Source organism: Rosenbergiella epipactidis, assembly GCF_018494055.1.
Classification (GTDB): Bacteria; Pseudomonadota; Gammaproteobacteria; order Enterobacterales; family Enterobacteriaceae; genus Rosenbergiella; species Rosenbergiella epipactidis.
This window is the reverse complement of sequence record NZ_JABBFQ010000002.1, coordinates 39,522-65,217: the sequence shown is the minus strand read 5'-3', so window position 1 is coordinate 65,217 and position 25,696 is coordinate 39,522. Positions and strand designations below refer to the sequence as shown.

Sequence of the window (25,696 nt, the reverse complement as noted above, 5' to 3'; positions counted from 1 at the left end):
CATGATGAGTACAGAGATTAAAGCCCAAGTTGTGGTACTTGGAGCCGGTCCTGCAGGTTATTCTGCAGCATTTCGCTGCGCCGATTTAGGCTTAGAAACCGTACTGGTTGAGCGTTACAGCACTCTAGGTGGAGTCTGTTTGAATGTCGGTTGTATTCCATCTAAAGCATTATTACACGTCGCAAAAGTGATCGAAGAAGCGAAAGCATTGGAAGCACACGGAATTGTTTTCGGCAAACCTGAAACTGATATCGATAAAGTTCGCGCGTGGAAAGATAAAGTTATTGGTCAATTAACCGGCGGTCTTGCGGGAATGGCCAAAGGCCGCAAAGTTACCGTAGTCAATGGACTGGGTAAATTTACCGGTGCGAATACGCTGGCGGTTGAAGGCGAAAACGGAACCACCACCGTTAACTTTGATAACGCGATCATTGCGGCGGGTTCTCGTCCCATTACTTTACCTTTTATCCCACACGATGATCCGCGTGTTTGGGACTCAACGGACGCACTTGCCCTGACTACCGTACCTGAGCGCCTATTAGTTATGGGAGGCGGGATCATCGGTCTAGAGATGGGGACTGTTTACCATGCCCTAGGCTCATCGATTGATGTGGTCGAGATGTTTGACCAAGTGATTCCTGCCGCGGATAAAGATGTCATCAAAGTCTTCACTAAGCGTATCAGTAAGCAATTTAACCTAATGCTTGAAACGAAAGTGACCGCAGTTGAAGCGAAGGAAGACGGTATCTATGTGACGATGGAAGGTAAAAAAGCGCCTTCTGAACCGCAACGTTACGATGCAGTGTTAGTGGCAATTGGTCGTGTGCCAAATGGTAAAAACCTTGATGCTGAGAAAGCAGGGGTGAACGTTGATGAACGTGGCTTTATCCGTGTTGATAAGCAACTGCGTACCAACGTACCGAATATCTACGCCATTGGTGATATTGTCGGCCAACCGATGCTGGCCCATAAAGGCGTACATGAAGGCCATGTTGCCGCTGAAGTTATCGCGGGTAAAAAACATTACTTCGATCCGAAAGTGATCCCATCTATTGCCTACACTGAGCCAGAAGTCGCTTGGGTCGGTTTAACCGAGAAAGAAGCTAAAGAACAAGGGATCAGTTACGAAACTGCGACATTCCCTTGGGCAGCGTCAGGCCGTGCAATCGCTTCAGATTGTGCAGAGGGTATGACGAAGCTGATCTTTGATAAAGAGACACACCGTGTAATCGGTGGTGCCATCGTTGGCACCAACGGTGGTGAACTGTTAGGCGAAATTGGTCTAGCGATTGAGATGGGTTGTGATGCAGAAGATATTGCGTTGACCATCCATGCTCACCCAACGTTACACGAGTCAATCGGTCTGGCAGCGGAAATCTTCGAAGGAAGCATTACCGATTTACCTAACCCTAAAGCGAAGAAAAAGTAAGCGTTAGTTAACGAAGCTTTGCTACAAACCGCGATTACTATCGCGGTTTTTTTTTGCTTAAGCGATGGAACGAGCAGGGCGAAGCTTAATTAAAATGCTCGACAGCGTTCGAAAATAGGCGTTAGGTAAGATAAAGATGTCAGCTCATCGATGTTAGAAATGTGATTAACGCCATGAGATAAACCTAGTATTACTGTTATCGTTAAGGGCTACATTGAGGGATTCGCGTAAACAACTCGGTAGCATGATTCGCTAACACCTTGGTACAAAAGGTTATTTTTATCATGGCACTGCGTTTAATTTAGTAGTGATTATGTTGTGTTTTTGTAAACAGATTAACAAAGAATAAAAATACTGCTATTCTCAGTGGGCTAAACCGACCATCAAAAACCTATAAAAAGATGATAATTTATCGGTAGTAGAGGGTTGAAAAGCTATAACAATGTGAGCGAGGAGAACGTCGTGCTAGAAGAATACCGTGAGCACGTTGCTGAACGTGCTGCCCAAGGGATCGTACCTAAGCCTTTAGATGCGACCCAAATGGCTGGCCTAGTAGAATTACTCAAAAATCCACCTCAAGGTGAAGAAGAGTTTCTGGTCGACTTATTAGTGAATCGAATTCCGCCGGGTGTTGATGAAGCGGCCTATGTTAAAGCTGGTTTTCTTGCAGCTGTAGCAAAAGGCGAAACGGCATCGCCATTAGTTTCTCGTGAAAAAGCGACGGAACTGTTAGGAACGATGCAAGGTGGCTATAACATCCATCCGTTAATCGAGCTGTTGGACGATGACTCTCTGGCCCCTCTTGCTGCCAAAGCCTTATCCCATACCCTGCTAATGTTTGATAATTTCTACGACGTTGAGGAAAAAGCGAAAGCAGGTAACGCGTACGCCGAGCAGATCCTTAAATCGTGGGCGGAAGCTGAATGGTTTAAAGCGCGCCCTCAATTAGCAGAAAAAATTACCGTAACCGTCTTTAAAGTGACGGGCGAAACGAATACGGATGACCTGTCACCTGCTCCAGATGCTTGGTCCCGCCCTGATATTCCTTTACACGCTCTGGCGATGTTGAAAAACGAACGGGAAGGGATAGTGCCGGATGAGCCTGGGAATGTCGGTCCAATAAAACAAATTGAGCAACTCGCAACCCAAGGCTACCCTCTTGCCTATGTTGGGGATGTTGTGGGAACCGGTTCGTCTCGTAAATCTGCGACAAACTCTGTCCTGTGGTTTATGGGTGACGACATCCCCCATGTACCGAATAAGAAGGGCGGTGGGGTAGTATTAGGGAGTAAAATCGCGCCGATTTTCTTCAATACTATGGAAGATGCGGGCGCATTGCCGATTGAGGTCGATGTTAGCGACCTGAATATGGGCGATGTGATTGATATCTACCCTTACAAGGGCGAAATTTGTCGCCACGACACGGACGATGTCCTCGTTCGTTTCGAACTGAAAACAGAAGTATTATTGGACGAAGTCCGTGCTGGTGGGCGTATTCCATTGATCATTGGCCGTGGATTGACAACCAAAGCTCGCGAGTCGCTCGATTTACCGGTTAGCGACGTGTTCCGTAGTGCTAAACCTGTAGAGACCAGTACTCGTGGCTACTCTCTAGCACAAAAAATGGTCGGTCGTGCATGCGGCGTTGACGGTATTCGTCCAGGAGAATATTGCGAACCGAAAATGACCTCGGTAGGTTCTCAAGATACCACTGGACCGATGACGCGTGATGAACTTAAAGACCTCGCATGTTTAGGTTTCTCCGCCGACCTCGTGATGCAATCCTTCTGCCATACTGCAGCTTATCCTAAGCCCGTCGATGTACAGACCCACCATACGCTACCGGATTTCATTATGAACCGTGGCGGAGTCTCACTACGTCCAGGCGATGGGATTATCCACAGCTGGTTAAACCGTATGCTGTTACCGGACACAGTCGGAACGGGGGGGGATTCACATACACGTTTCCCTATCGGTATTTCTTTCCCTGCGGGATCTGGCCTTGTCGCTTTCGCGGCCGCAACAGGTGTGATGCCTCTCGATATGCCGGAGTCGGTTCTGGTACGCTTTAAAGGTGAACGCCAACCCGGTATTACACTACGTGATTTGGTACATGCCATTCCGCTTTATGCGATTAAGCAGGGCTTACTTACCGTTGAGAAGAAGGGTAAGAAGAACGTTTTCTCTGGACGTATCTTAGAAATCGAAGGGTTACCTGATTTAAAAGTTGAGCAAGCTTTCGAACTTTCAGATGCTTCAGCTGAGCGTTCGGCTGCTGGCTGTACGATCAAGTTAGATCAAGCCCCGATCATTGAGTACCTAAACTCGAACGTCGTACTGCTCAAGTGGATGATCGCTGAGGGTTACGGTGATCGCCGTACGATCGAGCGTCGTATCCAGAACATGGAGAAATGGCTGGCTGATCCACAATTGATGGAAGGCGATGCTGATGCTGAGTATGCGGCAATCATTGAGATTGACCTGTCTGAGATCAAAGAACCGATTCTTTGTGCACCGAACGATCCTGATGATGCACGCTCGCTCTCTGATGTTCAGGGGGAGAAGATTGATGAAGTCTTTATCGGCTCTTGTATGACTAACATTGGTCACTTCCGTGCGGCAGGTAAACTGCTGGATAAGTTTAAAGGACAACTGCCAACGCGTCTGTGGGTCGCGCCTCCTACTAAAATGGATGCGGCACAACTTACAGAAGAGGGTTATTACAGCATCTTTGGTAAGAGCGGAGCGCGAGTTGAGATCCCAGGTTGTTCACTCTGTATGGGTAACCAAGCGCGCGTCGCGGAAGGCGCTACCGTCGTGTCAACATCGACCCGTAACTTCCCTAACCGTCTAGGTCAAGGGGCTAATGTATTCTTAGCTTCGGCTGAGCTTGCAGCGGTATCGGCACTATTGGGTAAATTACCGACGGCAGATGAGTACCAAGCGTATATGAATGAAGTGGATAAGAGTGCCGATGATACTTATCGTTATCTCAATTTTGACCGCCTCAACCAATATACATCGAAAGCGGATGAAGTTATTTTTCAAAGCGCGGTGTAATTAATTCCCGGCTATGAAATAATAATCCAACCGAAAAGGGGAGCCATTGGCTCCCCTTTTTATCGTTGTAGGGATGGCATCCCCCAATCCAGACGAAGAGAGAAATCATTATGGATTATCAGTTTGTTAAAGATATAGAGGGCGGCGTCCGTGTGCAGATGTCGATGGATCATGAAGTTATCGGGCAATGGTTTAACGAAGAAGTCACTGCCGATCCGACGCTCCTTGATACGGTGATGACGGTCGCAACGCGGATCAAAGGCACAGAGCAACAATGGCAACATGTAGGGCGTGAATACACGATTGGATTGAGCGACGATGAAATCATGATCCAAGCAAACTTACTGGCGATAAGTGTCGACGAACTGGATGAAGGAATGAGTTACTACGACCAAGAATCCCTCGCGTTTTGCGGTTTCGAGGATTTCTTTGCGTTAGTTGACGCCTATCGCCAATTTCGTGGTCAGTGAGATTGTTTATTCACAAAAGCTAATAGCCCTAAGGTTTTCTCTGCTAACAGATGGCATTTTTGTTTGCTATCAACCCGGATACCGCGTAGGTCCTCATAGCTACTTTCACCACGCTGTTGCATATTGAAGCTATTATAATTACTCAAATTCCAGCCATTGTTGCGCGCAAAATAGATGAGTGCATTACGGATTTGTGGATCGGGTAAGTCTTGATAGCCGCAATCGTTTTTAAGATAGATAAAGACGGCGGTAAGGTCGGCCATATCGTCCGCTTGCGAATCGTCTAAGGCATAGCAATTACTCGATAGCAGTAGAAATAGTGGAATAAAGAGTATTTTGACTAAGGTTTTCATGAAAATTCTCATCACTGCAAGTATCAATCAACGTTAGCACAGAATAGGGAAGAAAGACGACAGGTTTACGCAGAGAACGCTTGACCTTCCCATAAGGGGATAGCGTACCGTCAGAGGTTAAATCATTAGAGGGGATCCGTATGCAACGTCGAGATTTTATTAAGCTCAGCTCTTTATTGCTTGGTGCAGGTGCACTGCCTGCATGGAGCCGAGAGGCCCTGTCAGAACAGCGACCACTTCTTACCACCCCGACGTTACTTGAAGCCGACTTGCATCAGCGCATCGATTTAACCGCGATGGCTGGTACTAGTACGTGGAATAATCATTCGGTATCGACCTGGGGTTACAATGGAAGCTATTTAGGGCCGGCGATTAAACTGCGACGCAATCAGCCCGTTTCCCTCCGTGTTCATAATCATCTTCCGGTTGATACGACGGTACACTGGCATGGACTTGTGGTAGGCGGTGAGGTTGATGGCGGGCCACAAGAGGTGATCCGCGCGGGAGCACAGCGAGAGGTCACCTTCACCCCAGATCAACCTGCAGCAACCTGCTGGTACCACCCTCATCCGCATATGACCTCGGGTTTTCAGGTGGCCAAAGGGCTTGCTGGTATGTTGGTCATAGAAGATGAACATATCAAAACATTACGCATTCCCTCGCAATGGGGCGTTGACGACATTCCCTTAGTATTTCAAGACAAAAAATTGACGGATACGGGCACGGATATCGATTACCAGCTTGATATTATGCATGCTGCGGTAGGATGGTTTGGCGACATGATGTTGACTAATGGCAGTCAATATCCGCAAGTTGCGTTGCCGAATGGCTGGGTGCGTTTACGGTTACTTAATGGCTGTAATGCTCGCTCGATGAATTTGGCACTGAGCCACAACCGCCCCTTTTATGTGATTGCCAGTGATGGGGGGTTATTGGCTGAGCCGGTTAAGGTTGAGCAACTCGCGATGTTACCCGGCGAGCGTTTTGAGGTGATGATAGAGTTAACCGACACCAAGCCGTTTGACCTGGTGACGCTACCGGTCACGCAAATGGGAATGACCCTTCCTCCTTTTGACCAACCTTTGCCGCTATTAAAAATTCTCCCTCTACGTATTGGCGGTGCGGCAGAATTGCCCGATCATCTCGCCACGTTACCTTCATTGCCTAGTACCGATGGGCTGACCCGTCGTCGTATCGGGCTGTCGATGGATAAACAGCTGGATACCCTAGGGATGCAGCAATTGATGAAGCGCTACGGTCATCAAGCCATGGCGGGAATGCCGATGCATTCTTCTATGGCGATGGCGGATAATAACCACAGTGCCTCTCAGCAACATGACCACGCGATGTCAACGAGGCCGGGAATGTCGAAAACCGCAAAAGGCTATGATTTCCATCAGGGCAATAAGATCAATGGTAAGGCTTACCAAATTGGCGATATTGCTTGGCAAAGCCCTCAGGGTCAGCATGAGATTTGGGAAGTTAGTGGCGAAGGTGACATGATGTTACATCCTTTCCATATCCACGGTACGCAGTACCGGATTCTGAGTGAAAATGATCAGCCTGTCGCGGCGCATCGCCAAGGTTTGAAAGACACTGTTCGTGTTGAGGGCGGCGTGAGTCAAGTTCTGGTCTCATTCCCCCACCTAGCCGATAAACAGGCCCCGTACATGGCCCACTGTCACCTATTAGAACACGAAGATACCGGTATGATGATGAGTTTCACTGTCGGTAAGTAAGCTGCATTAAGCCCCACACAGGGTTTTTATCTCGATTAAATTCCCTGTTATACTGCACCCCCTGAATTTAAGCTGTAAATATCTGGGGTGATGTCCTCATTCCTACAGGATATTTACGCTTGGCCGCACAATGAAAACTGAGTACTCTCAGTGAGATAGAGATTATGAAACATACCGTTGAAGTGATGATTTCCGAGCAGGAAATAAAGAACCGTGTTACAGAATTAGGGCAACAGATCACCACCGCTTACCAAGATCGTGGTAGAGAGATGGTGTTAGTCGGCTTGCTGCGCGGTTCATTTATGTTTATGGCGGACCTTTGTCGAGCGATTGACGTTTCTCACGAAGTTGATTTTATCACTGCCTCAAGTTACGGAAATGGCATGTCTTCAACGCGAGATGTGAAAATACTGAAAGATTTAGATGAAGATATCCGCGGAAAAGATGTCTTGATCGTCGAAGATATTATCGATTCAGGTAATACCTTAAGCAAAGTCCGCGAAATCTTACAATTGCGTGAACCTGCCTCTGTGGCGATCTGTACTTTATTGGATAAACCCGAGCGTCGTGAAGTTGACGTTACCGTGGAATACGTCGGTTTCTCAATCCCTGATGAGTTCGTCGTCGGTTACGGAATCGATTATGCTCAACGTTATCGTCATCTGCCTTACGTTGGACGTGTTGTCCCTGAGTAATGGGTAAATAGCACAAAGTTTCAGGCCAGCCTTGCTGGCCTGTTCTATAATGGACGAGGCTGAGATGACCTCGGCATGTTCAAGCATTGTTCGTCAGGGGCTTGACCCGACGACGGCGGCACATCAGTTTTCACTTCATCTTGTGATGACACGAGATCCCTAAAGATATTCCTCTCTGTGCACCGTTCGCGTTCTCTGCCACTGATACCGAGGGTAATCGACGCTTAAGTCTGATTAGGATATTGATAGGTTTATAGCGAGTCGTGGTCAGGTTGATCTACGTCTCAGCGAAGAGCGGACGCACGGGTATTGGCTGTGGTAGTAAAGACCAATACTTTTCTTGGAGACTGCTTGAGAGCCGTCGTTCAGATCCCTTCATTCCCTTCCTTCACCATAAGGTCGAATGAGGACTATTTTTAAATACTCATCTGTCATAAACAGGCGTGGAGTTGATATGAATTATGCACTGGAAATTTCCGGGCTAACAAAAACCTATGGTAACCAAGTTCAAGCGTTAAAAGGGATCGATTTAACGGTAGAGGCCGGGGATTTCTACGCACTACTCGGCCCAAATGGGGCAGGAAAGTCGACGACCATTGGGATTATCAGTTCGTTAGTGAATAAATCCTCAGGAACCGTGCGCGTGTTTGGTCATGACCTCGACACTGATAAGGTACGAGCGAAACTCCAGCTTGGCTTGGTCCCGCAAGAGTTTAATTTTAACCCTTTCGAAAGCGTCTTACAGGTTGTGACCAACCAAGCAGGATATTATGGTGTAGAGAAAAAACTGGCCTTGGTGAGAGCCGAGAAATACCTGCGGCAACTCGATTTATGGGAAAAGCGTCATCAAAAATCACGGATGCTATCCGGTGGCATGAAGCGCCGCTTAATGATTGCGCGTGCCTTAATGCACGAACCTAAGCTACTGATTCTTGATGAACCGACCGCCGGAGTAGATATTGAATTACGCCGTTCAATGTGGGGATTCCTTAAGCAGCTTAATGAGGCCGGTACCACCATCATTCTGACCACGCACTATCTGGAAGAAGCAGAGATGCTATGTCGAAATATCGGTATCATTCAACGTGGTGAATTGGTTGAAAATACCAGTATGAAGGCATTGCTCGCTAAAGTGGTTTCCGAAACCTTTATCCTCGATCTCGCCCCTCACTCGGCCCCTGCCGTATTAGAAGGCTTTCAGTATGAGGTGATTGATGGCACAACCTTAGAGGTTGAAGTGCTGCGAGAGCAGGGGATTAACCAAGTCTTTAGCCAACTCTCTGCGCAAAATATTCAAGTATTGAGTATGCGAAATAAGGCAAACCGCTTAGAAGAGCTATTTGTCGATTTAGTCAGTAATACGGGGAAAGAGAATTAATGGCACACTTATATTGGGTAGCACTTAAGCGGCTATGGGCGAAGGAAATCCATCGTTTCGGACGGATTTGGATCCAGACCTTAGTCCCTCCTGTTATTACCATGACGCTTTATTTTATTATTTTCGGTAATTTAATTGGCTCGCGAATTGGTGATATGCATGGCTTTACCTACATGCAATTTATCGTCCCCGGACTGATTATGATGTCGGTAATCACTAACTCCTACGCCAATGTGGCATCCTCATTCTTTAGTGCCAAGTTCCAACACAACATCGAGGAGTTATTGGTTGCACCGGTTCCCACTCACGTGATCATTGCTGGCTATGTCGGCGGGGGTGTTGCGCGGGGGATTTGTGTCGGCGCGCTGGTGACGGCTATTTCGCTACTCTTTGTGCCTTTCCATGTCTTCTATTGGCCAATGGTGGCATTAACCATTTTACTGACCGCTATCGTCTTCTCTTTGGCTGGACTATTGAATGCTGTCTTTGCCCGTAGCTTTGACGATATTAGTCTGATCCCGACCTTTGTCTTGACACCTCTCACCTATTTGGGCGGCGTCTTTTATTCTCTCTCGCTGCTGCCACCTTTTTGGCAAGCGGTCTCCAAGTTAAACCCTATCGTTTATATGATTAGTGGTTTTCGCTATGGTTTTCTGGGGATCCAAGATGTACCGGTGCCTTTGACGTTAGCAATACTTGTGGTATTTGTAGCGGTGTTTTATGCGATTGTCTGGGCGTTAATCGAGCGGGGTAAAGGGTTACGCAGCTAACCCCCTCCCACCCGATACCCATAGTGTGAGGGGGAAACGCTTCACACTATGGGAGAATGACCTGCTGATTATCGATCAGTCGGGCTTTCCCCAACCATGCTGCCATAAGAATAACGGCTTTACGGCTGTGTGCGGTCAGTGGCATCAGGGTCTGCGCATCACAGATAGCAATACCATCCGGCTGCCAGCCCATTTTCGTCAGGCTCTCGACAGCATTATCGACGATAGCGGTATACGCTTGCTCCCCTTGTTGTAAACGCTCGGCCATCGACTTCATCGTTTGACTCAACTCAACCGCTTGCAAACGCTCAGCGGCGGTGAGGTAGCCATTACGTGAACTGAGGGCAAGGCCATCTTCAGCTCGAACGGTCGGTACGCCAACAATAGTGATGGGGTAATTCAGGTCGAGCACCATTTTGCGAATAATGGCTAATTGTTGAAAATCTTTCTCGCCAAAACACGCCACATCCGGCTGGACGATATTAAATAATTTACTGACCACCGTACTGACACCGCGAAAATGACCGGGACGGCTATCCCCCTCAAGCAGCTCAGAAAGTCCAGGTACATGAACGAAGGATTGCTCAGTGAGCCCTGTCGGGTAGAGCGTATTGGCCGCAGGGGCAAATAACAGATCCGCCGTATCCGAGAGTAATTGCTGATCCTGTTCGAGGGTGCGCGGATAGCGCGCTAAATCATCAGGTCGATCAAACTGCATCGGGTTAACAAAAATCGAGACCACAACATAATCAGCTAACTGCTTCGCTCGTTCTACCAGCGTAATATGTCCCTGATGGAGATTTCCCATGGTCGGGACAAATGCAATGGTTTTACCTTGGCGGCGTAAATCGCGCAATTGCTGTTGTAAAGCAGGGATTTCATGAAATGTCTGCATGGAAAGCGTTCTATCCTTTAAAACTGTGGGCTAACTCAGGGAAAGTACCGTCTTGCACATGGCGTTGATACTGTGCAACGGCAAGCGCGATCGAGCCGGTATCCGCTAAGAAGTTTTTCGCAAATTTAGGCACATAGCCTGAAGTAATACCGATAACATCCTGCATGACAAGAATTTGACCATCGGTATGCGCCCCTGCACCAATGCCGATGACCGGAATTGATAGCGCCTCGGTAATACGCTTTGCCAGAGAAATAGGCACGCACTCTAGCACCAGCAGTTGCATTCCGGCGGCTTCGAGGGTGAGCGCATCATTAAGTAGCTGTTCCGCTTGCGCTTCGGTTTTACCTTGAACCTGATAGCCACCGAAGATATTGACCGATTGCGGGGTTAATCCAAGATGACCGCAGACGGGGACTGCGCGCTCAGTGAGATAACGAATGGTATCCGCCAACCACGCACCGCCTTCGATCTTGACCATATTCGCACCGGCCTGCATTACGCGTGCGGCATTGTGGCCCGCTTGTTCAAGCGTCGGGTAGCTCATGAAAGGTAGGTCAGTAAGCAGTAAGACGTTTGGTGCACCTTGACGCACATGGCGCGTGTGGTAAACCATATCATCGACAGTCACCGGAACCGTCGAGTCATGGCCTTGCATCGTCATCCCTAAGGAGTCGCCGACCAGTAATACCGGGATATCTTGCTCAGCAAACAGCCGCGCGAAGCTATAATCGTACGCCGTGAGCGAGGCGAATTTTTTACCTTCAAGTTTCCACTGACGTAAATTTTTCAGGGTGATAGGTGTCATTATAAACTCTTGTCAAGGATAAACATGACGCGGAGTTTACAGTAACTCCCACTAGACGGGAATCCCTATCCGATTTTAGGCGTTACCACAGAGTGATGGTTGAGGTGTCTAACGAAGCCAAGCAGCTTGCTACGCTGCCCTTGTCACCGAGGGGAAGGTCGCCCGCCACTTCGGCTAACGGGACGAGCATAAAGGCACGATTATGCATGTCGTAGTGAGGCAGTATCAATCGCTCGCTCGTCATGAACTGTTCGCCGAATAGCAGCAAATCAAGGTCGAGCGTACGTGGCCCCCAACGTTCATCTTTGCGTTCCCGTCCTTGTTCCAATTCGATTCGTTGGGTATGGTCTAGCAGCGCTAAGGGTGATAACTCCGTCTCTAATACCACCACGGCATTCAAAAAGTCAGGCTGATCTTGTGGGCCGTAAGGTGGCGTCCGATAGAGAGAGGAGGTATTGATAAGCGTTGTCTCAGGCAGGGCCGAGAGGGCGGCAATCGCCCTCTGGCACTGATCGAGTGGGTCCCGTAAATTGCTACCGAGAGCAATATAGACACGCGTCATATTAGCTCTCGTTTCGACGCGAGGTATTGCCTTTCGGCGCACGCTTACGCGGTCTATTGTAGCGGCGTCGCTGGGCTGGATCGCTGCCTAAATCTTGTAACATCGCGGCTTGGTCGTTCGCATTCTTAGTCTGGAACTCGGTCCACCATTCGCTCAACCGTTGAAGCTCTGCGGAGGATTCCACTGCCGCACGCAGAACCAATAGGTCATAGGCTGCACGGAATTTAGGGTGTTCCATCAATTTCCAAGCGCGTTTACCGTGACGGCGAGAGATCCGCAGTTGCAGCGTCCAGATATCACGGATCATGGTGGTGAAACGTTTAGGTATCGCTATCGCTCGGCAGGCTTCATCTAACGTATCGTTCATCGCCAACGAGAAGGCCTCAAAGAAAGGCAGGCCACTCTCTTGAGCAATTTGCTGCGCTTTTTCTTGCAGTGGATACCAGTACATTACCGCAAACAGAAACGCAGGGTTGACGCGTCTATCATTTTGGATACGGTTATCGGTATTTTTAAGCACCTGTACTAGGATGCGCTCCATTGGGCTGTCCCCCCCCTCAGTAAAGTACTGATGGACTAACGGGAAGAGCGACTCAAAAAGATGGTATTCACGCAATAATGGGTAGGTCTGCTCACCGTAACCAGATTGCAGCAACTTCAATGTTTCTTCGAAGAGACGCGCAGGTGGAATATTCTTTAACAGCCCGGCGAGTTCGCTAATAGGCGCTGCGGTCTCAGGAGCGATAGTCATCCCGAGTTTCGCACTAAAGCGGATCACTCGTAGCATCCGTACCGGGTCTTCACGATAACGGGTTTCAGGGTGGCCAATGAGGCGAATAATTCCCTGCTCTAGGTCGCTTAATCCGTTAACATAATCGCGTACGGTGAAGTCTGCAGCGCTGTAATAGAGACTGTTAATGGTTAAATCACGGCGTTGAGCATCGTCTTCGATACTGCCGAAAATATTGTCGCGCAACAGCATGCCGTTTTGGCCTTGTTGCGACGTGTTGCGATCAACGCTTTCTTCTTGTTCATGATGACCGCGAAAGGTGGCAACCTCAATCACTTCCGGGCCAAACATAACATGTGCCAAGCGAAAACGTCGGCCAACTAATCGGCAGTTACGGAATAATTTACGCATCTGCTCTGGGGTGGCGTTGGTCGTAATATCAAAATCTTTAGGTTTTTTACCCAGAAGAAGGTCACGAACCCCTCCACCGACCAAGTAGGCCTCAAAGCCAGACTTATTAAGACGATGCAGTACCTTCAAGGCATTATCACTAATATCTCGGCGAGAGATAGTGTGTTGATCGCGTGGAATGATCGTTATCGGCGGTGGGACGTTTTCTGCAGAGGTACTCTCCTCGTCACGCGTAAGGATTTTTCGGCAAAAATTAGCGACTCGGGTAAAAATAGTACACCTCAACAATAAAAAGTAGATACGGTTCTAAAATGAGAGGCTCATCATAGCCTGTTGTGAATCATTTTAGAATGTTGATAACACATCTGTAGTAATGAAAGTGCTATTAATTGGGATTTTTGCTCTCTGCCACCGTTGTGTTGCCTGCTCAATGAGTTGCTCAACGCTGAAATCTTGCCACGCATCGTCGACCTCTTGTCCTAGCGCTGCCAAGGCCAATATCAGTATTCGCTGTGGCGCTTCCTGTGGAAGCGGGGGGGCATGATTTTGTTTTGAAAGCTTACTTCCTTCCGGATTCAATGCGAGCGGCAGGTGCAGGTAATCGGGGGCATCCCATCCTAGTTGCTGAAATAACGTAATTTGCCGCACCGTGGGCTCAATCAAGTCCGCTCCCCGTACCACTTGTGTAATGCCTTGGTCATGATCATCCACCGTTACGGCCAGATTATAGGCAAATAACCCATCTCGACGATGTATAATAAAATCCTCTTGCGCTAACTGAGGATGGCAGTGGACGGTTCCTCGTAACAAGTCAGTGAACTGGGTGACGGGAGAGTGTTGGAACAAGCGTAGTGCTGCACCTTCTGCGCTGTGCTGGGCATTACGACAGGTTCCGAGATAGTATCCACCCGATTGCTGAATCGCTTTACGGCTACAGGTACAGAAGTAACTGCGTCGATGCGTAATCAGCCAGTCGAGTATTTCTCGATAACGGGCATGATGCTGTGACTGCCAAATGACCGGACCATCCCAGGTTAACCCATAGTGTTCGAGTTGTTGAAGAATACGTTGGGAGGCTCCCGCAATCTCTCTGGGAGGATCGATATCTTCGATGCGAACGCGCCACAGGCCGTTTTGCGATTTGGCATCCAGATAGCTGCCTAGCGCGGCCATTAACGAACCAAAGTGGAGGTCACCTGAAGGGGAGGGCGCAAAGCGTCCAATGATAGGTGTAGAGTGCGTCATAATAGAAGTAATCGCACAGCCACTCGCAATAGGGCGCCGCGGCCGTGCAATTAGGTATATCCTCGATCAGCGGTAGGGTTAGCCTGCCATCTGTTTTTCGCGAATTTCTGCTAGCGTTTTACAGTCGATACACATATCGGCGGTAGGACGCGCTTCAAGACGGCGAATGCCGATTTCTACACCACAAGCTTCACAAAAACCGAAGTCGTCATCTTCAACTTTTTTCAGCGTTTTTTCTATTTTCTTGATTAACTTACGTTCACGATCTCGGTTACGCAGTTCCAGACTGAACTCTTCTTCTTGTGTTGCGCGATCGGCCGGGTCAGGAAAGTTAGCCGCTTCGTCTTGCATATGACTAACGGTACGGTCTACTTCATCCCTGAGTTGATTGCGCCAAGCAACAAGAATTTTCTTGAAGTGTTCCAGCTGGGCTTCGTTCATATACTCTTCGCCCGGTTTCTCCTGATACGGCGCCACCCCAGCGATGGCGAGGATACTTAGAGACGATGTTTTACGGTTTTGCCCTTCTTGCATGTTGCTTCTCCTGGATAACACGCACTATCGATTCCTGATTCCCACTAAGGGAAAAAAACAGGGCGCTATAAATATCAGAAACCTTGTGGGTTGGCAATTGCTGATAACGATGAGTTTCGCATTATTGATAATATGTTTCTAATTAAAGAGGAAAAAGTCCTAAAAGAAAACATTTAGCCTGTTATTCGACGAATGGTATCGGGTCCACGAGTAACAGTCGATGGCGACTCATCTGTGCGCGATAGACAATGACCTCGACACCTGCCGCTATCGCTTCACGTAAAAGTTGCGCGTAGGTGGGATCGAGATGTTTGGCCGCACTCACTTGATTAATCCCCGAGTGTAAAACGGCAAAAAATAGCCCCGCACGATGGCCTTGCTTTACGATCGACATCAATTCTCGAAGATGCTTTTGCCCACGTAGCGTGACGGTATCGGGAAAATAGCCTTTTCCATTGAGTAATAATGTGACTGATTTCACTTCAAGGTAATATTTTTGTGCGTTGTCATCAGTGAGAACGAAATCAATCCGACTCTTCTCATCGCCGAACGCGACTTCTCGTTGCCAGTGCGTAAACTGCGCGAGTGCGGGAACGCCCTGTCGAAGCAGGAGCTCTTCCACGAGTTGGTTCGCGCGTAGCGTATTAATACCGATCCAATGCTGGTCGGCGGTTTGGGTCAGCTCCCAGCTATAAGGGTATTTACGCGTGGTGGAGGTGGACGTGGAGTACCAGATCGTATCACCTGGCGTCGCACACCCGGTCATTGCACCGGTGTTTGCGCAGTGGATAGTGGTAATTTCTCCGCTGGGGAGGCGGACATCAGCGAGAAAGCGTTTGTAGCGTTTAATTAAGGTGGCAGACTGTAGGGGGGTGGTGAATTCCATTAATCTTGCTCTCTGTCAAACAGGGGATAGCGCTGTTCGGTGTTAAGAATAATTCTGCCACGCTGATAGCGGCTTCTTATTAATGATACCTCTTGGCAGGTGACGGGCCATGAGAAATCGCGTTTCGGCAAACGAATTGAGGTGGGTACCTGTCTGAGAAGCGTGACATGGGGATGAAAAGGAAAAGCCGGTTGCGGGCAGCCTACGCGGGCGGCTCTTGAGCGTAGCAGATCGGCTAACTGTAAGAGTTCACGCGGCGCGGGGCGGCATCCTACCCATAGCTGCCCAGAACGAGGCCAATACCCAGCATCGTTGAGGGTAAAAGTGAACGACGGTGAACGCAGCCCGCTAATCATAGACTGTAGTTGAGTCAGCTGTGACACCGTGGGGGCGTTCATCCATGCCAGCACCATATAAAGTTGCTCTCGGGGAACTGGGATGCCGGTGTCCGCTGGCAGAGCGGTGGCGCGCCATTGAATCAGTTGCTCAGTGGTATGACTGGGGAGAGTTAAGGCGAGAAAGTAATTATCAGTCGCAGTTGTTCGAGAAACCACAGAGTTCCTTAAGACGATAGGAGGCAAGTATCACCTACCAATTAATGCTATAGTGGCCATAGTATCATAATCCCTAAACGGAGCGAAGATTGAGCGCCCTCCCGATTCACGATGTGCTGGATGAGTTAGTGCTAGCCCTCATTCATTCGCCTCAAGTTATTCTTCAGGCCCCCCCTGGTGCCGGCAAATCGACTTGGCTTCCTATACAGTTACTGCAACGTCTTACACTCCGCGGCAAAATTATTATGGTAGAGCCAAGACGGCTCGCCGCCAAAAATGTGGCGCTTCGCCTTGCCCACTCTTTGGGGGAAGCCCCCGGTGAGACGGTCGGTTACCGAATGCGTGCGGAGCAATGTATAGGTAAAACGACACGGCTTGAGGTGGTTACCGAAGGGGTACTGACTCGATGGTTACAGCAAGATCCCATGTTAGACGATGTCTCACTGGTGATCATCGATGAGTTTCATGAGCGCAGTGTCCACACTGATCTAGCGTTAGCCTTTCTGTTAGATATTCAGCAAGGATTACGTGACGATCTTAAACTGTTAATTATGTCGGCGACTCTCGACAATCGTCGGTTAGGGGAGGTATTGGAGCAAGCACCGCTCATCACCTCGGAAGGTCGACATTATCCGGTGGAACGCTTCTATCACGGGTTACCGTCTCAGGGGCTGTTTTCCGTGCATCTCGCGAATAAAATCCTTGAAGTGCTGCGGCAAGAACAGGGCGATATGCTAGTTTTCTTACCTGGCGAACGTGAAATCCATCAAGTAATCAGTGAGGTCACGGCACGATGCCCAGCTGGGGTGGAATTGAGGCCTTTATACGGCGCGCTACCCATTGCACAACAACAACTCGCGATCAGTCCCTCTGCCCCGGGGCAACGAAAAGTCGTCTTCGCCACCAATATAGCCGAGACTAGCTTAACGATTGAAGGCGTAAGCTTAATTATCGACTCGGTATTAGAACGTACGTCGCTATTTGATTTACGGGCGGGTGCTCACCGACTTAAAACACAGTTTATCAGCCAGTCGTCATTAACCCAACGGGCTGGGCGAGCCGGTCGTTTAATGCCAGGAAAATGTTGGCATTTAATTGCGCCTGAGCAAGCTGAACGTTTGGCCGAACAAGCGACGCCTGAGATTCTACGCAGCGATTTAACCGGTCTGTTACTCAATGTATTGGCTTGGGGCTGCCAAAAGGTCTCTGCGTTACAGTGGCTAGACCAGCCTTCTCGACCTGCGCTAGCCTACGCTTCGGCGCAACTTCGCCAATTTGGTGCCATTGATGCGACGGGCACGTTGACGGCAAAGGGACGAAAAATGGCTGGACTTGGAATTACGCCACGTCTTGCGGCAATGTTGATCGCAAGTGAGGGAAGCGATAGCGTATCGACCGCAGCAATGTTAACAGCCATCATCGAGCAACCGGAACGACGCGGCGAGGGGGACTTACGCGACAATCTCTCCGCGCCAAGTGCAGTATGGACGACCCGAGCTAAGCAAGTCTGCCGGATGCTGGGGGAGCAATTTTCGCTCAGTCCTCTCGATGACGCTCTTGCGCCATTATTGTTGGCGTTTGCCGACCGTATAGCCTACCGACGTGGAACGACCCATCGTTATCAACTCGCCGATGGTCGCGGCGCGACGTTAACCTTAGATCACCCTCTGACCCGTTATAATTGGCTGATTGCGGTGCAATTACAGTTGCCGGCTGATCGGCATGAAGCCCATATTCAGTTAGCTTTCCCCCTCTCGCTAGACGATATTCGACATCAGGCGTCGCAGTTAATTACCCATCGGCACGCGCTAGAGTGGGATGAGAGTCAGGCGCAATTTAAGGTCTGGCAACATGAGGTCATAGGCGAGATTATTATTAGCTCGCGGCCAGGAGACAAACCCAATCCAGAACAGTTAATCGCGGCGTACTTAGCCTGGATAAAAGACAAGGGCTTAGCGGCTTTACCTTGGGATCAACCAGCACTCGAACTGAAACAGCGGCTGAGTTATGCGCAACAGTGGCTACCTGAATGTGACTGGCCAGCAATAACCGATACCGATCTGATGAATAATCTTGAAGGATGGTTAGGGCCAGAACTAACTCGCTTGCCTTCATTAGGGAATTTTTCACGCATTAATCTCTATCAGGCATTAAAATCTCAGTTATCGTGGGGACAATGGCAATGTTTGGAGACCGAGGTCCCCAGCCATATTGAGGTCCCTACGGGCAGGAAAGTCGCGATCGATTATCTTTCCCCACGCGCGCCTTTACTCTCGATAAAAGTGCAAGAGATGTATGGGCAGCAACGTTCGCTTACCGTTGCACGTGGGCGGGTTAATGTGGTGATAGAATTATTGTCACCGGCACAGCGGCCCATCCAAATCACCCAAGACTTAGCGGGTTTTTGGCAAGGCAGCTGGCGTGAAGTACAAAAAGAGATGAAAGGGCGCTATCCTAAACATCTGTGGCCTGACGATCCGGCCAACACCTTACCGACGACGAAAACCAGAAAGTCGTCCACGTGAAATTTAGTAACGAATCTTTCGGAAGGTTCTGTGTTTTTGGACCTAAAATAAAGATAAAGTATGTCGCCGATTGAGGCAAAGCCTGGAGAGAGAATCCATGTCTGGGAATGATCGCGAACCCATAGGGCGTAAAGGAAAATCCACGCCAAAGGGGAAAAGCCCCCCGGCTTCACCACGCAATAAGAAATATCAAGACGATCCGGATAGCTATGATGATGAGGAGAATACGTCATTGCCTGCAACTAAAAAGCGCGGAAAAACCCCGCGAAAAAGCCATAAGAGAAGTTGGCTAGGTCTACTACTGAAAATCATCTTAGTCATTGCTGTTATTGTTGCAGCATGGGGTGTCTACCTTGATTCTGAGATCCGCCATCGGATTGATGGGCGAGTGTGGGACCTTCCAGCGACGGTTTATGGGCGTATGGTCAGTCTTGAACCCGGCATGCCGTTCGATCGTAAAGATATGATCGCCTTGCTTGAAGGAACACAATACCGTCAAGTAACGAAAATTACGCGTCCGGGTGAGTTCTCTGTTAAAGGCAACAGTATTGAGTTACTCCGCCGACCGTTCGACTTCCCAGATGGTAAAGAAGGCCAGATTCATACTCAGCTGAATTTTGAAGACGGTGAGCTTAGCGAGATCAAAAACCTCGATACGGGGCGTGATTTTGGCTATTTCCGTCTCGACCCGCGCCTCATCACCATGATGCAATCCCCTAATGGTGAGCAACGTCTATTTGTTCCTCGTGCTGGGTTCCCGGATCTCCTTGTCGATACCCTAGTCGCGACAGAAGACCGCCATTTCTACGAGCACGATGGAATTAGCCTCTACTCTATTGGACGGGCGTTCGTCGCGAACCTTACCGCAGGGCGTGCTGTGCAAGGGGGAAGTACCCTGACTCAGCAATTGGTTAAAAACTTATTCTTAACGAATCAGCGTTCGCTGTGGCGTAAAGTGCGTGAAGCCTATATGGCGGTGATCGTTGACGCGCGCTATAGCAAAGATCGCATCTTGGAACTCTACCTTAATGAGGTGTATTTGGGCCAAGCGGGTAATGACCAGATTCGTGGCTTCCCACTCGCCAGTTTATACTACTTCGGTCGTCCGGTTGATGAACTCAGTCTCGATCAGCAAGCGCTATTAGTCGGCATGGTAAAAGGGGCTTCGCTGTACAACCCTTGGCGCAACCCGAAATTAGCGTTAGAGCGTCGTAACTTAGTGCTGCGTCTGCTGCAACAGCAAAAAGTTATCAACCAAGAACTTTACGATATGCTGTCTGCACGGCCATTAGGGGTTCAACCTAAGGGCGGAGTGATTACTCCACAGCCTGCGTTTATGCAAATGGTTCGTAATGAACTGCAGCAAAAGCTGGGCGATAAAATGCAGGACCTCTCGGGGGTGAAAATCTTTACGACGCTTGATCCGATCTCGCAAGACGCGGCAGAAAAAGCGGTCGAAGAAGGAATCCCAGTCCTACGTAAACAACGTCGCCTCGCCGATTTAGAAACGGCAATGGTAGTGGTGGACCGTTTCAGCGGTGAAGTTCGTGCAATGGTTGGCGGCGCAAATCCTCAATTTGCCGGTTATAACCGTGCCATGCAGGCGCGTCGCTCTATTGGTTCTTTAGCCAAGCCAGCGACTTACCTCACCGCGTTAAGCCAGCCACAGCAGTATCGTTTGAATAGCTGGATAGCTGACCAACCGTTGGCGTTAAAACAACCGAACGGTCAAGTGTGGCGTCCGGAAAATGATGATCATCAGTTTAGTGGTAAGGTCATGCTCGTCGATGCATTAACCCATTCGATGAACGTACCGACCGTTAACCTGGGGATGTCATTGGGGCTTAAAAATGTGGTGGATACTTGGACCAAGCTGGGTGTCAGCCAAGACCAGTTATCGCCGGTTCCGGCAATGTTACTGGGCGCGCTGAACTTGACGCCGGTCGAGGTTGCACAGGCCTTCCAAACTATTGCTAGCGGCGGTAACCGGGCGACATTGTCGGCGGTACGTTCGGTGATCTCTGAAGACAATAAAGTGCTGTATCAGAGCTACCCACAAGCACAGCAGGTCGAGCCGCCAGAAGCTGCTTATTTGACGCTTTACTCGATGCAGCAAGTGGTGGACCACGGGACCGCTCATGCATTAGGAAGTCAGTACAACAGCATGCATCTGGCCGGTAAAACGGGTACGACCAATAACTTGGTCGACAGCTGGTTTGCGGGGATCGATGGTAAGGAAGTCGCCATCACTTGGATTGGTCGCGATAATAACCAATCGACCCGTCTCTATGGGGCGAGTGGTGCGATGCAAATTTACCGTCGTTATCTGGCCAGTCAGCCGCCAACGCCTTTACAGCTGACGCCTCCCGATGATGTGTCGATGATGCCTGTCGACTCAGCGGGGAACTTTGTCTGTAATACTGGCAGTAGCACTTGGCGTAGCCTGCCCGTCTGGACTGCTGATCCGACCGCGCTGTGTCAACAGCAGCAGCAACAAGTCGAGCAGCAACAGCAACAGTTGCAGCAGCAACAACAGCAAGAGCAACAAGGCAGCCAAAGTAATGGTGTTGCGGGTTGGATAAAAGATATGTTTGGCCACTAAGCTAAGTGGAGAGACATTAAAAAAGCGCTGCCATGGCAGCGCTTTTTTTTATCTTGATGGCAGATTACGCTAACTTTGCAAAGCAGCGGCGAGCCGCTTCGATTGTACGATCGATATCTTCTTCACTGTGAGCCAGCGACATAAAGCCCGCTTCAAAGGCTGAAGGAGCAAAGTAGACGCCTTCTTCTAACATCAGATGGAAAAATTGCTTAAAGCGCTCGGTATCGCAACGCGTCACATCCGCGTAACAGGTGACTTCTTTATCTTCGGTAAAGAATAAACCGAACATCGCCCCCACCTGATTGGTTACTAATGGAATCGCGTATTGCTCAGCCACTCGCTGGAGCCCTGAGCAGAGGCGTTCGGTCAGAGAAGTCAGTGTGCTATGAACACCTGGCTGAGAAAGCTGTTTTAAACATGCATAGCCCGCTGCCATGGCAATAGGGTTACCTGAAAGCGTACCCGCCTGATAAACCGGCCCTAATGGCGCAAGCGCCTCCATCACGTCTTTACGGCCCCCGAAGGCACCGACAGGCATACCGCCGCCGATAATTTTTCCAAGGCAGGTAAGGTCTGGTGTGACATTGTAGTACGCTTGAGCACCGCCTAAAGCAACGCGGAAACCGGTCATCACTTCATCAATAATAAATAGCGCACCGAACTCATCACATAAATCACGCAGGCCTTGTAGGAATCCAGGTTGTGGAGGGATACAGTTCATATTGCCTGCAACAGGTTCCACAATCACACAAGCGATATCGTCAGGATATTGCTCGAAAGCCTGGCGAACGGAATCAAGATCGTTGTAAGTACAAGTTAAGGTATGACGCACCACATCCGCCGGGACACCCGGAGAATTAGGCTGTCCAAGGGTCAGGGCACCGGAACCTGCTTTAACAAGCAAGTGGTCGGCATGGCCATGGTAGCAACCTTCGAATTTAATAAGCTTATCGCGATGAGTAAATCCACGTGCTAAACGGATGGCACTCATCGTGGCCTCTGTCCCAGAGTTCACCATACGCACCATATCCATCGAAGGAACTAGTTCGCAGACCAGTTCCGCCATTTTGACTTCCATCTCGGTAGGGGCACCGAAACTTAAGCCCCGTTCAGCCGCTTCGATCACGGCATTACGGATTTCCGCGTTATTGTGGCCCAGTACCATAGGGCCCCACGAACCGATATAGTCGATATAGGCTTTACCGTCGGCATCATAGATATAGGCTCCCTCTGCGCGCTCAATAAACAGAGGGGTACCGCCTACCCCTGAAAACGCACGGACCGGTGAGTTTACGCCGCCTGGGATAACGGATTGCGCTTCTTGAAACAGTGTTTCAGACTTATTCATGACAAATTCCTGCATAACAGAGAAAGAATACCCTACAGTGTAATGGAAAATGCCCCATGCTGTTAATGGCAGGATGAAGGATGGAGCGTCTCACGGCACGGTTGGTTTAGTTGTAGGCTTGATTGCGAAGCTATGCTGACTGATAATAGAGGGATAAGGTTGTAAGTTGACCCTCTCTTTTTGGAGCAGAATAATGAGCGATGACGTGGCCAATGTGCCGTTACAATTTACTGATGCAGCGGCGAATAAGGTCAAAACCTTAGTTGCCGATGAAGAGAACCCAGAATTAAAATTACGGGTATACATCACGGGCGGGGGCTGCAGTGGTTTCCAATACGGATTCACCTTTGATGATAAAGTCAACGATGGCGATATGACCATTGAGAAACAAGGTGTGGCCTTAGTGGTCGACCCAATGAGCCTGCAATATCTCGTCGGCGGTTCTGTCGATTATACTGAAGGTCTTGAAGGTGCTCGCTTTATCGTTACCAATCCTAATGCAAAAACCACTTGCGGATGCGGCTCCTCTTTTAGCGTCTAAGCTTTCTCCCCGTCAATTTACCAAGCTTAATGAGTGTAATGTGTTAAGCACGGCCTGAATTTTCGGGGATGACTGTTGCGTGGCTTTATAACGCAAAGTTAAGGGTAATCCATCCAGTTTGACCTGCGGCAGAATCATCACTAGCTCCCCTTGCTCTAGCCTTTCTTTGATTAACCAATAAGGTAATTGTGCCACGCCAATCCCTTGGCAGACTGCCATGAGGTGTGCTTCAGTGTGGTTTACAATCAAGCGATAGTGGGAAGGATACCAAGCTTGTGGATGGTTATTTGTGGGGATAATCCACGGTTTCATTTTCCCGTTTTGCGCTTGATAGCCGACGATATGTTGGGCACAAAGTTCGCTTAGCGTATTCGGCATACCGTACTCTTCGATAAAGTCTGGGCTTGCGCAAAAGACCATTTTTTCGTAGCCAAAATGCTGAAATCCCTCCTGTGTATCGAGCGGTATATCCCCCCCTATCCGTACAGCGATATCGATCTTCTCTTGATCTAAATCGAGCAATGTATCCGAGAAATGTAAGGTCAGGCGTAATTCCGGATAGCGTTGCATTAACGAACAAAGTATCGGTAGCACCACCACTTTTCCAAAAGTCTCCGGTAGGGCGAGGGCAACTTTTCCGGTGGGTAGATCTTGACTGAGTTGTAACGCGGTCTCGGTTTCGGTTAACTGGCGGAGGATCTGTAAACAGGTTTCGTAATACGTATTGCCTGCATCGGTTAGCTGTAACATTCGTGTTGTGCGATCGAATAATCGGCAATCAAGTCGTAGCTCTAACGCTTGAATTGCTTTACTGATGGCAGAAGGAGAGAGATGTAGCCGTTTCCCTGCTTCAGTAAAACTGCCCGTTTGAACACAAGCAATAAATTGATGGATGTTTTTAAAACGCTGATCATGCATATTTGTGAATTCTATTCAAAAGTAATGTGAAATCTTACCTCAGATAAGCATTTAATTCTCGGCTAAGCTAATAAGATAAACTTACTTTTGGAGGTTCCATGCAAAAAAAAGCACTTATTATTGGTTGTAGTGGTATTACAGGTAGCGCTCTCGCTTTTGAGCTAATGCAACAAGGGTGGGAGGTGACGGGTCTCTCTCGCGGGCAGTCACCTTTACCTGAAGGTGTGCATGGGCTCACTGCCGATCTCACCTCCGCGGAGCAGGTGACTGCCGCGCTAAGTGATCAGCGACCGGATGCGGTATTTTTTACTGTGTGGTCCCGCCAAGAAAATGAGAAAGCAAATATCCGTGTCAACGGGGCAATCGTACGGCATGTTATCGATGCGCTAGGCGATCGCTTAGCCAGCAGTCATGTGGCACTGGTCACTGGGCTTAAGCATTATCTGGGACCTTTCGAGGCTTACGGCGCAGCGGAAACTGTTATTACGCCGTTTAGAGAAGAGCAACCACGCCAACCTGTGGATAATTTTTACTATGCGCAGGAGGATGAGATCTTTGCCGGGGCTGAACGTTATGGCTATCGCTGGAGCGTGCATCGCCCACACACAGTGATTGGGGCTGCTCAAGGTAATGCGATGAATATGGGGCAGACCCTCGCGGTGTACGCGGCACTCTGCCGTGAACAAGGATGGCCTTTTGTTTTCCCAGGCTCTCCTGAACAGTGGCAGGGCGTTTCAGATGTTACGGATGCAGGAATTTTAGCCCGTCAATTGGTCTGGGCGACAGACGCCGTCGATGCACAGAATGAAGCGTTCAACATCGTTAATGGCGAGCATTTTCGCTGGAAATGGTTATGGCCGCGGCTGGCGAATTATTTTGGCATTGAGTCTGGTGCTTATCCAGGTCACGCAACGCCACTTGATACAACAATGCAGCAGGCTGATGCCCCGCAGTTGTGGGCAGCGATCGCGGAGAAATACCAGTTACAGACGAAACAGGTGGATAAGCTTGCGTCATGGTGGCACACCGACGCCGATCTTGGCCGACCTTTCGAGGCCTTCACTGATATGACGAAGAGCCGGTTAGCTGGGTTTATGGATTATCAATCCACCGAGCAAAGTTTCTATCGGTTGTTCGATCAACTGATTGATAAAAAGATCATACCCGATTTTAAAAATACGTCGGGCTAATGTGAATTTTTTACGGCTAATTTGTGAGTTAGCGTAAAGTTTTATAGTTGATA

At 49.2% G+C, this 25,696-nt stretch carries 22 protein-coding genes; 11 read left to right on the top strand and 11 right to left on the bottom strand.

The features are described 5' to 3' along the window. Positions 1-4 precede the first annotated feature (4 nt). The 3 genes from lpdA (at position 5) to HGT71_RS03250 (ending at position 4,959) form a co-directional block, all read left to right on the top strand. The gene (gene lpdA, locus HGT71_RS03260) at positions 5-1,429 is read left to right on the top strand and encodes a dihydrolipoyl dehydrogenase (protein WP_048911529.1); all 1,425 of its coding nucleotides are present in this window, start codon (positions 5-7) and stop codon (positions 1,427-1,429) included. 462 nt (positions 1,430-1,891) lie between these two features. Further along, on the top strand, positions 1,892-4,489 hold the full coding sequence (acnB, locus tag HGT71_RS03255; protein ID WP_214216597.1) for a bifunctional aconitate hydratase 2/2-methylisocitrate dehydratase: 2,598 nt from the start codon (positions 1,892-1,894) through the stop codon (positions 4,487-4,489). Positions 4,490-4,599: 110 nt separating this feature from the next. Next, complete coding sequence (locus HGT71_RS03250) at positions 4,600-4,959, top strand: YacL family protein (protein ID WP_214216595.1); 360 nt, start codon at positions 4,600-4,602, stop codon at positions 4,957-4,959. Here the strand turns inward: HGT71_RS03250 and HGT71_RS03245 are convergent. After that, complete coding sequence (locus HGT71_RS03245) at positions 4,953-5,312, bottom strand: YacC family pilotin-like protein (protein WP_062811992.1); 360 nt, start codon at positions 5,310-5,312, stop codon at positions 4,953-4,955. The genes HGT71_RS03250 and HGT71_RS03245 overlap by 7 nt on opposite strands. A gap of 140 nt (positions 5,313-5,452) precedes the next feature. On the opposite strand from HGT71_RS03245, the gene cueO reads away from it, so the two are divergent. The 4 genes from cueO to HGT71_RS03225 all read left to right on the top strand — a co-directional run bounded on the left by cueO (position 5,453) and on the right by HGT71_RS03225 (position 9,894). Next, positions 5,453-7,051, top strand: coding sequence for a multicopper oxidase CueO (gene cueO, locus HGT71_RS03240; protein WP_214216592.1), 1,599 nt, complete (start codon positions 5,453-5,455; stop codon positions 7,049-7,051). A 164-nt stretch (positions 7,052-7,215) separates the two neighbouring features. Continuing rightward, complete coding sequence (hpt, locus tag HGT71_RS03235) at positions 7,216-7,746, top strand: hypoxanthine phosphoribosyltransferase (protein WP_092672240.1); 531 nt, start codon at positions 7,216-7,218, stop codon at positions 7,744-7,746. Positions 7,747-8,200: 454 nt separating this feature from the next. Beyond that, complete coding sequence (locus HGT71_RS03230) at positions 8,201-9,124, top strand: ABC transporter ATP-binding protein (protein WP_099822554.1); 924 nt, start codon at positions 8,201-8,203, stop codon at positions 9,122-9,124. After that, positions 9,124-9,894, top strand: coding sequence for an ABC transporter permease (locus tag HGT71_RS03225; protein ID WP_048911539.1), 771 nt, complete (start codon positions 9,124-9,126; stop codon positions 9,892-9,894). Before HGT71_RS03230 ends, HGT71_RS03225 begins: the two co-directional genes overlap by 1 nt. Before the next feature lie 46 nt (positions 9,895-9,940). Here the strand turns inward: HGT71_RS03225 and panC are convergent, their stop codons facing one another. The 8 genes from panC to thpR all read right to left on the bottom strand — a co-directional run bounded on the left by panC (position 9,941) and on the right by thpR (position 16,519). Then, a complete protein-coding gene (panC, locus tag HGT71_RS03220) occupies positions 9,941-10,789 on the bottom strand; it encodes a pantoate--beta-alanine ligase (protein ID WP_214216590.1) in 849 nt (282 codons plus the stop codon). 10 nt (positions 10,790-10,799) lie between these two features. Beyond that, positions 10,800-11,597, bottom strand: coding sequence for a 3-methyl-2-oxobutanoate hydroxymethyltransferase (gene panB / locus HGT71_RS03215; protein ID WP_099822552.1), 798 nt, complete (start codon positions 11,595-11,597; stop codon positions 10,800-10,802). A gap of 82 nt (positions 11,598-11,679) precedes the next feature. Further along, entirely contained in the window at positions 11,680-12,159 is a 480-nt protein-coding gene (gene folK / locus HGT71_RS03210) for a 2-amino-4-hydroxy-6-hydroxymethyldihydropteridine diphosphokinase (RefSeq protein ID WP_214216589.1), read from the bottom strand. Position 12,160: 1 nt separating this feature from the next. Next, positions 12,161-13,573 carry a polynucleotide adenylyltransferase PcnB gene (pcnB, locus tag HGT71_RS03205; RefSeq protein ID WP_214216913.1) on the bottom strand — a complete coding sequence of 471 codons (1,413 nt, stop codon included), beginning with the start codon at positions 13,571-13,573 and terminating at the stop codon, positions 12,161-12,163. Positions 13,574-13,645: 72 nt separating this feature from the next. Further along, positions 13,646-14,545 carry a tRNA glutamyl-Q(34) synthetase GluQRS gene (gluQRS, locus tag HGT71_RS03200; protein WP_214216587.1) on the bottom strand — a complete coding sequence of 300 codons (900 nt, stop codon included), beginning with the start codon at positions 14,543-14,545 and terminating at the stop codon, positions 13,646-13,648. Positions 14,546-14,623: 78 nt separating this feature from the next. Then, entirely contained in the window at positions 14,624-15,079 is a 456-nt protein-coding gene (dksA, locus tag HGT71_RS03195) for an RNA polymerase-binding protein DksA (protein WP_048911544.1), read from the bottom strand. Between the two features lie 181 nt (positions 15,080-15,260). Continuing rightward, complete coding sequence (gene sfsA / locus HGT71_RS03190) at positions 15,261-15,965, bottom strand: DNA/RNA nuclease SfsA (RefSeq protein WP_214216585.1); 705 nt, start codon at positions 15,963-15,965, stop codon at positions 15,261-15,263. Further along, entirely contained in the window at positions 15,965-16,519 is a 555-nt protein-coding gene (thpR, locus tag HGT71_RS03185; protein ID WP_214216583.1) for an RNA 2',3'-cyclic phosphodiesterase, read from the bottom strand. Before thpR ends, sfsA begins: the two co-directional genes overlap by 1 nt. An 89-nt stretch (positions 16,520-16,608) precedes the next feature. Between thpR and hrpB the strand changes: the two genes are divergently transcribed. Continuing rightward, complete coding sequence (gene hrpB / locus HGT71_RS03180; protein ID WP_214216581.1) at positions 16,609-19,044, top strand: ATP-dependent helicase HrpB; 2,436 nt, start codon at positions 16,609-16,611, stop codon at positions 19,042-19,044. 97 nt (positions 19,045-19,141) lie between these two features. Further along, positions 19,142-21,646: a bifunctional glycosyl transferase/transpeptidase gene (gene mrcB / locus HGT71_RS03175; protein WP_048911549.1), complete on the top strand. Its 2,505-nt coding sequence runs from the start codon at positions 19,142-19,144 to the stop codon at positions 21,644-21,646. A gap of 64 nt (positions 21,647-21,710) precedes the next feature. Here mrcB and hemL read toward each other — a convergent pair whose 3' ends face one another. Further along, on the bottom strand, positions 21,711-22,994 hold the full coding sequence (gene hemL / locus HGT71_RS03170) for a glutamate-1-semialdehyde 2,1-aminomutase (RefSeq protein WP_048911551.1): 1,284 nt from the start codon (positions 22,992-22,994) through the stop codon (positions 21,711-21,713). Positions 22,995-23,187: 193 nt separating this feature from the next. On the opposite strand from hemL, the gene erpA reads away from it, so the two are divergent. Beyond that, positions 23,188-23,535: an iron-sulfur cluster insertion protein ErpA gene (gene erpA, locus HGT71_RS03165; RefSeq protein ID WP_048911552.1), complete on the top strand. Its 348-nt coding sequence runs from the start codon at positions 23,188-23,190 to the stop codon at positions 23,533-23,535. Positions 23,536-23,547: 12 nt separating this feature from the next. On the opposite strand, the gene HGT71_RS03160 is transcribed toward erpA, so the two are convergent. Continuing rightward, entirely contained in the window at positions 23,548-24,453 is a 906-nt protein-coding gene (locus HGT71_RS03160; protein ID WP_214216579.1) for a LysR family transcriptional regulator, read from the bottom strand. A gap of 98 nt (positions 24,454-24,551) precedes the next feature. Between HGT71_RS03160 and HGT71_RS03155 the strand changes: the two genes are divergently transcribed. Further along, positions 24,552-25,643: an SDR family oxidoreductase gene (locus tag HGT71_RS03155; protein WP_214216578.1), complete on the top strand. Its 1,092-nt coding sequence runs from the start codon at positions 24,552-24,554 to the stop codon at positions 25,641-25,643. Positions 25,644-25,696 lie beyond the last annotated feature (53 nt).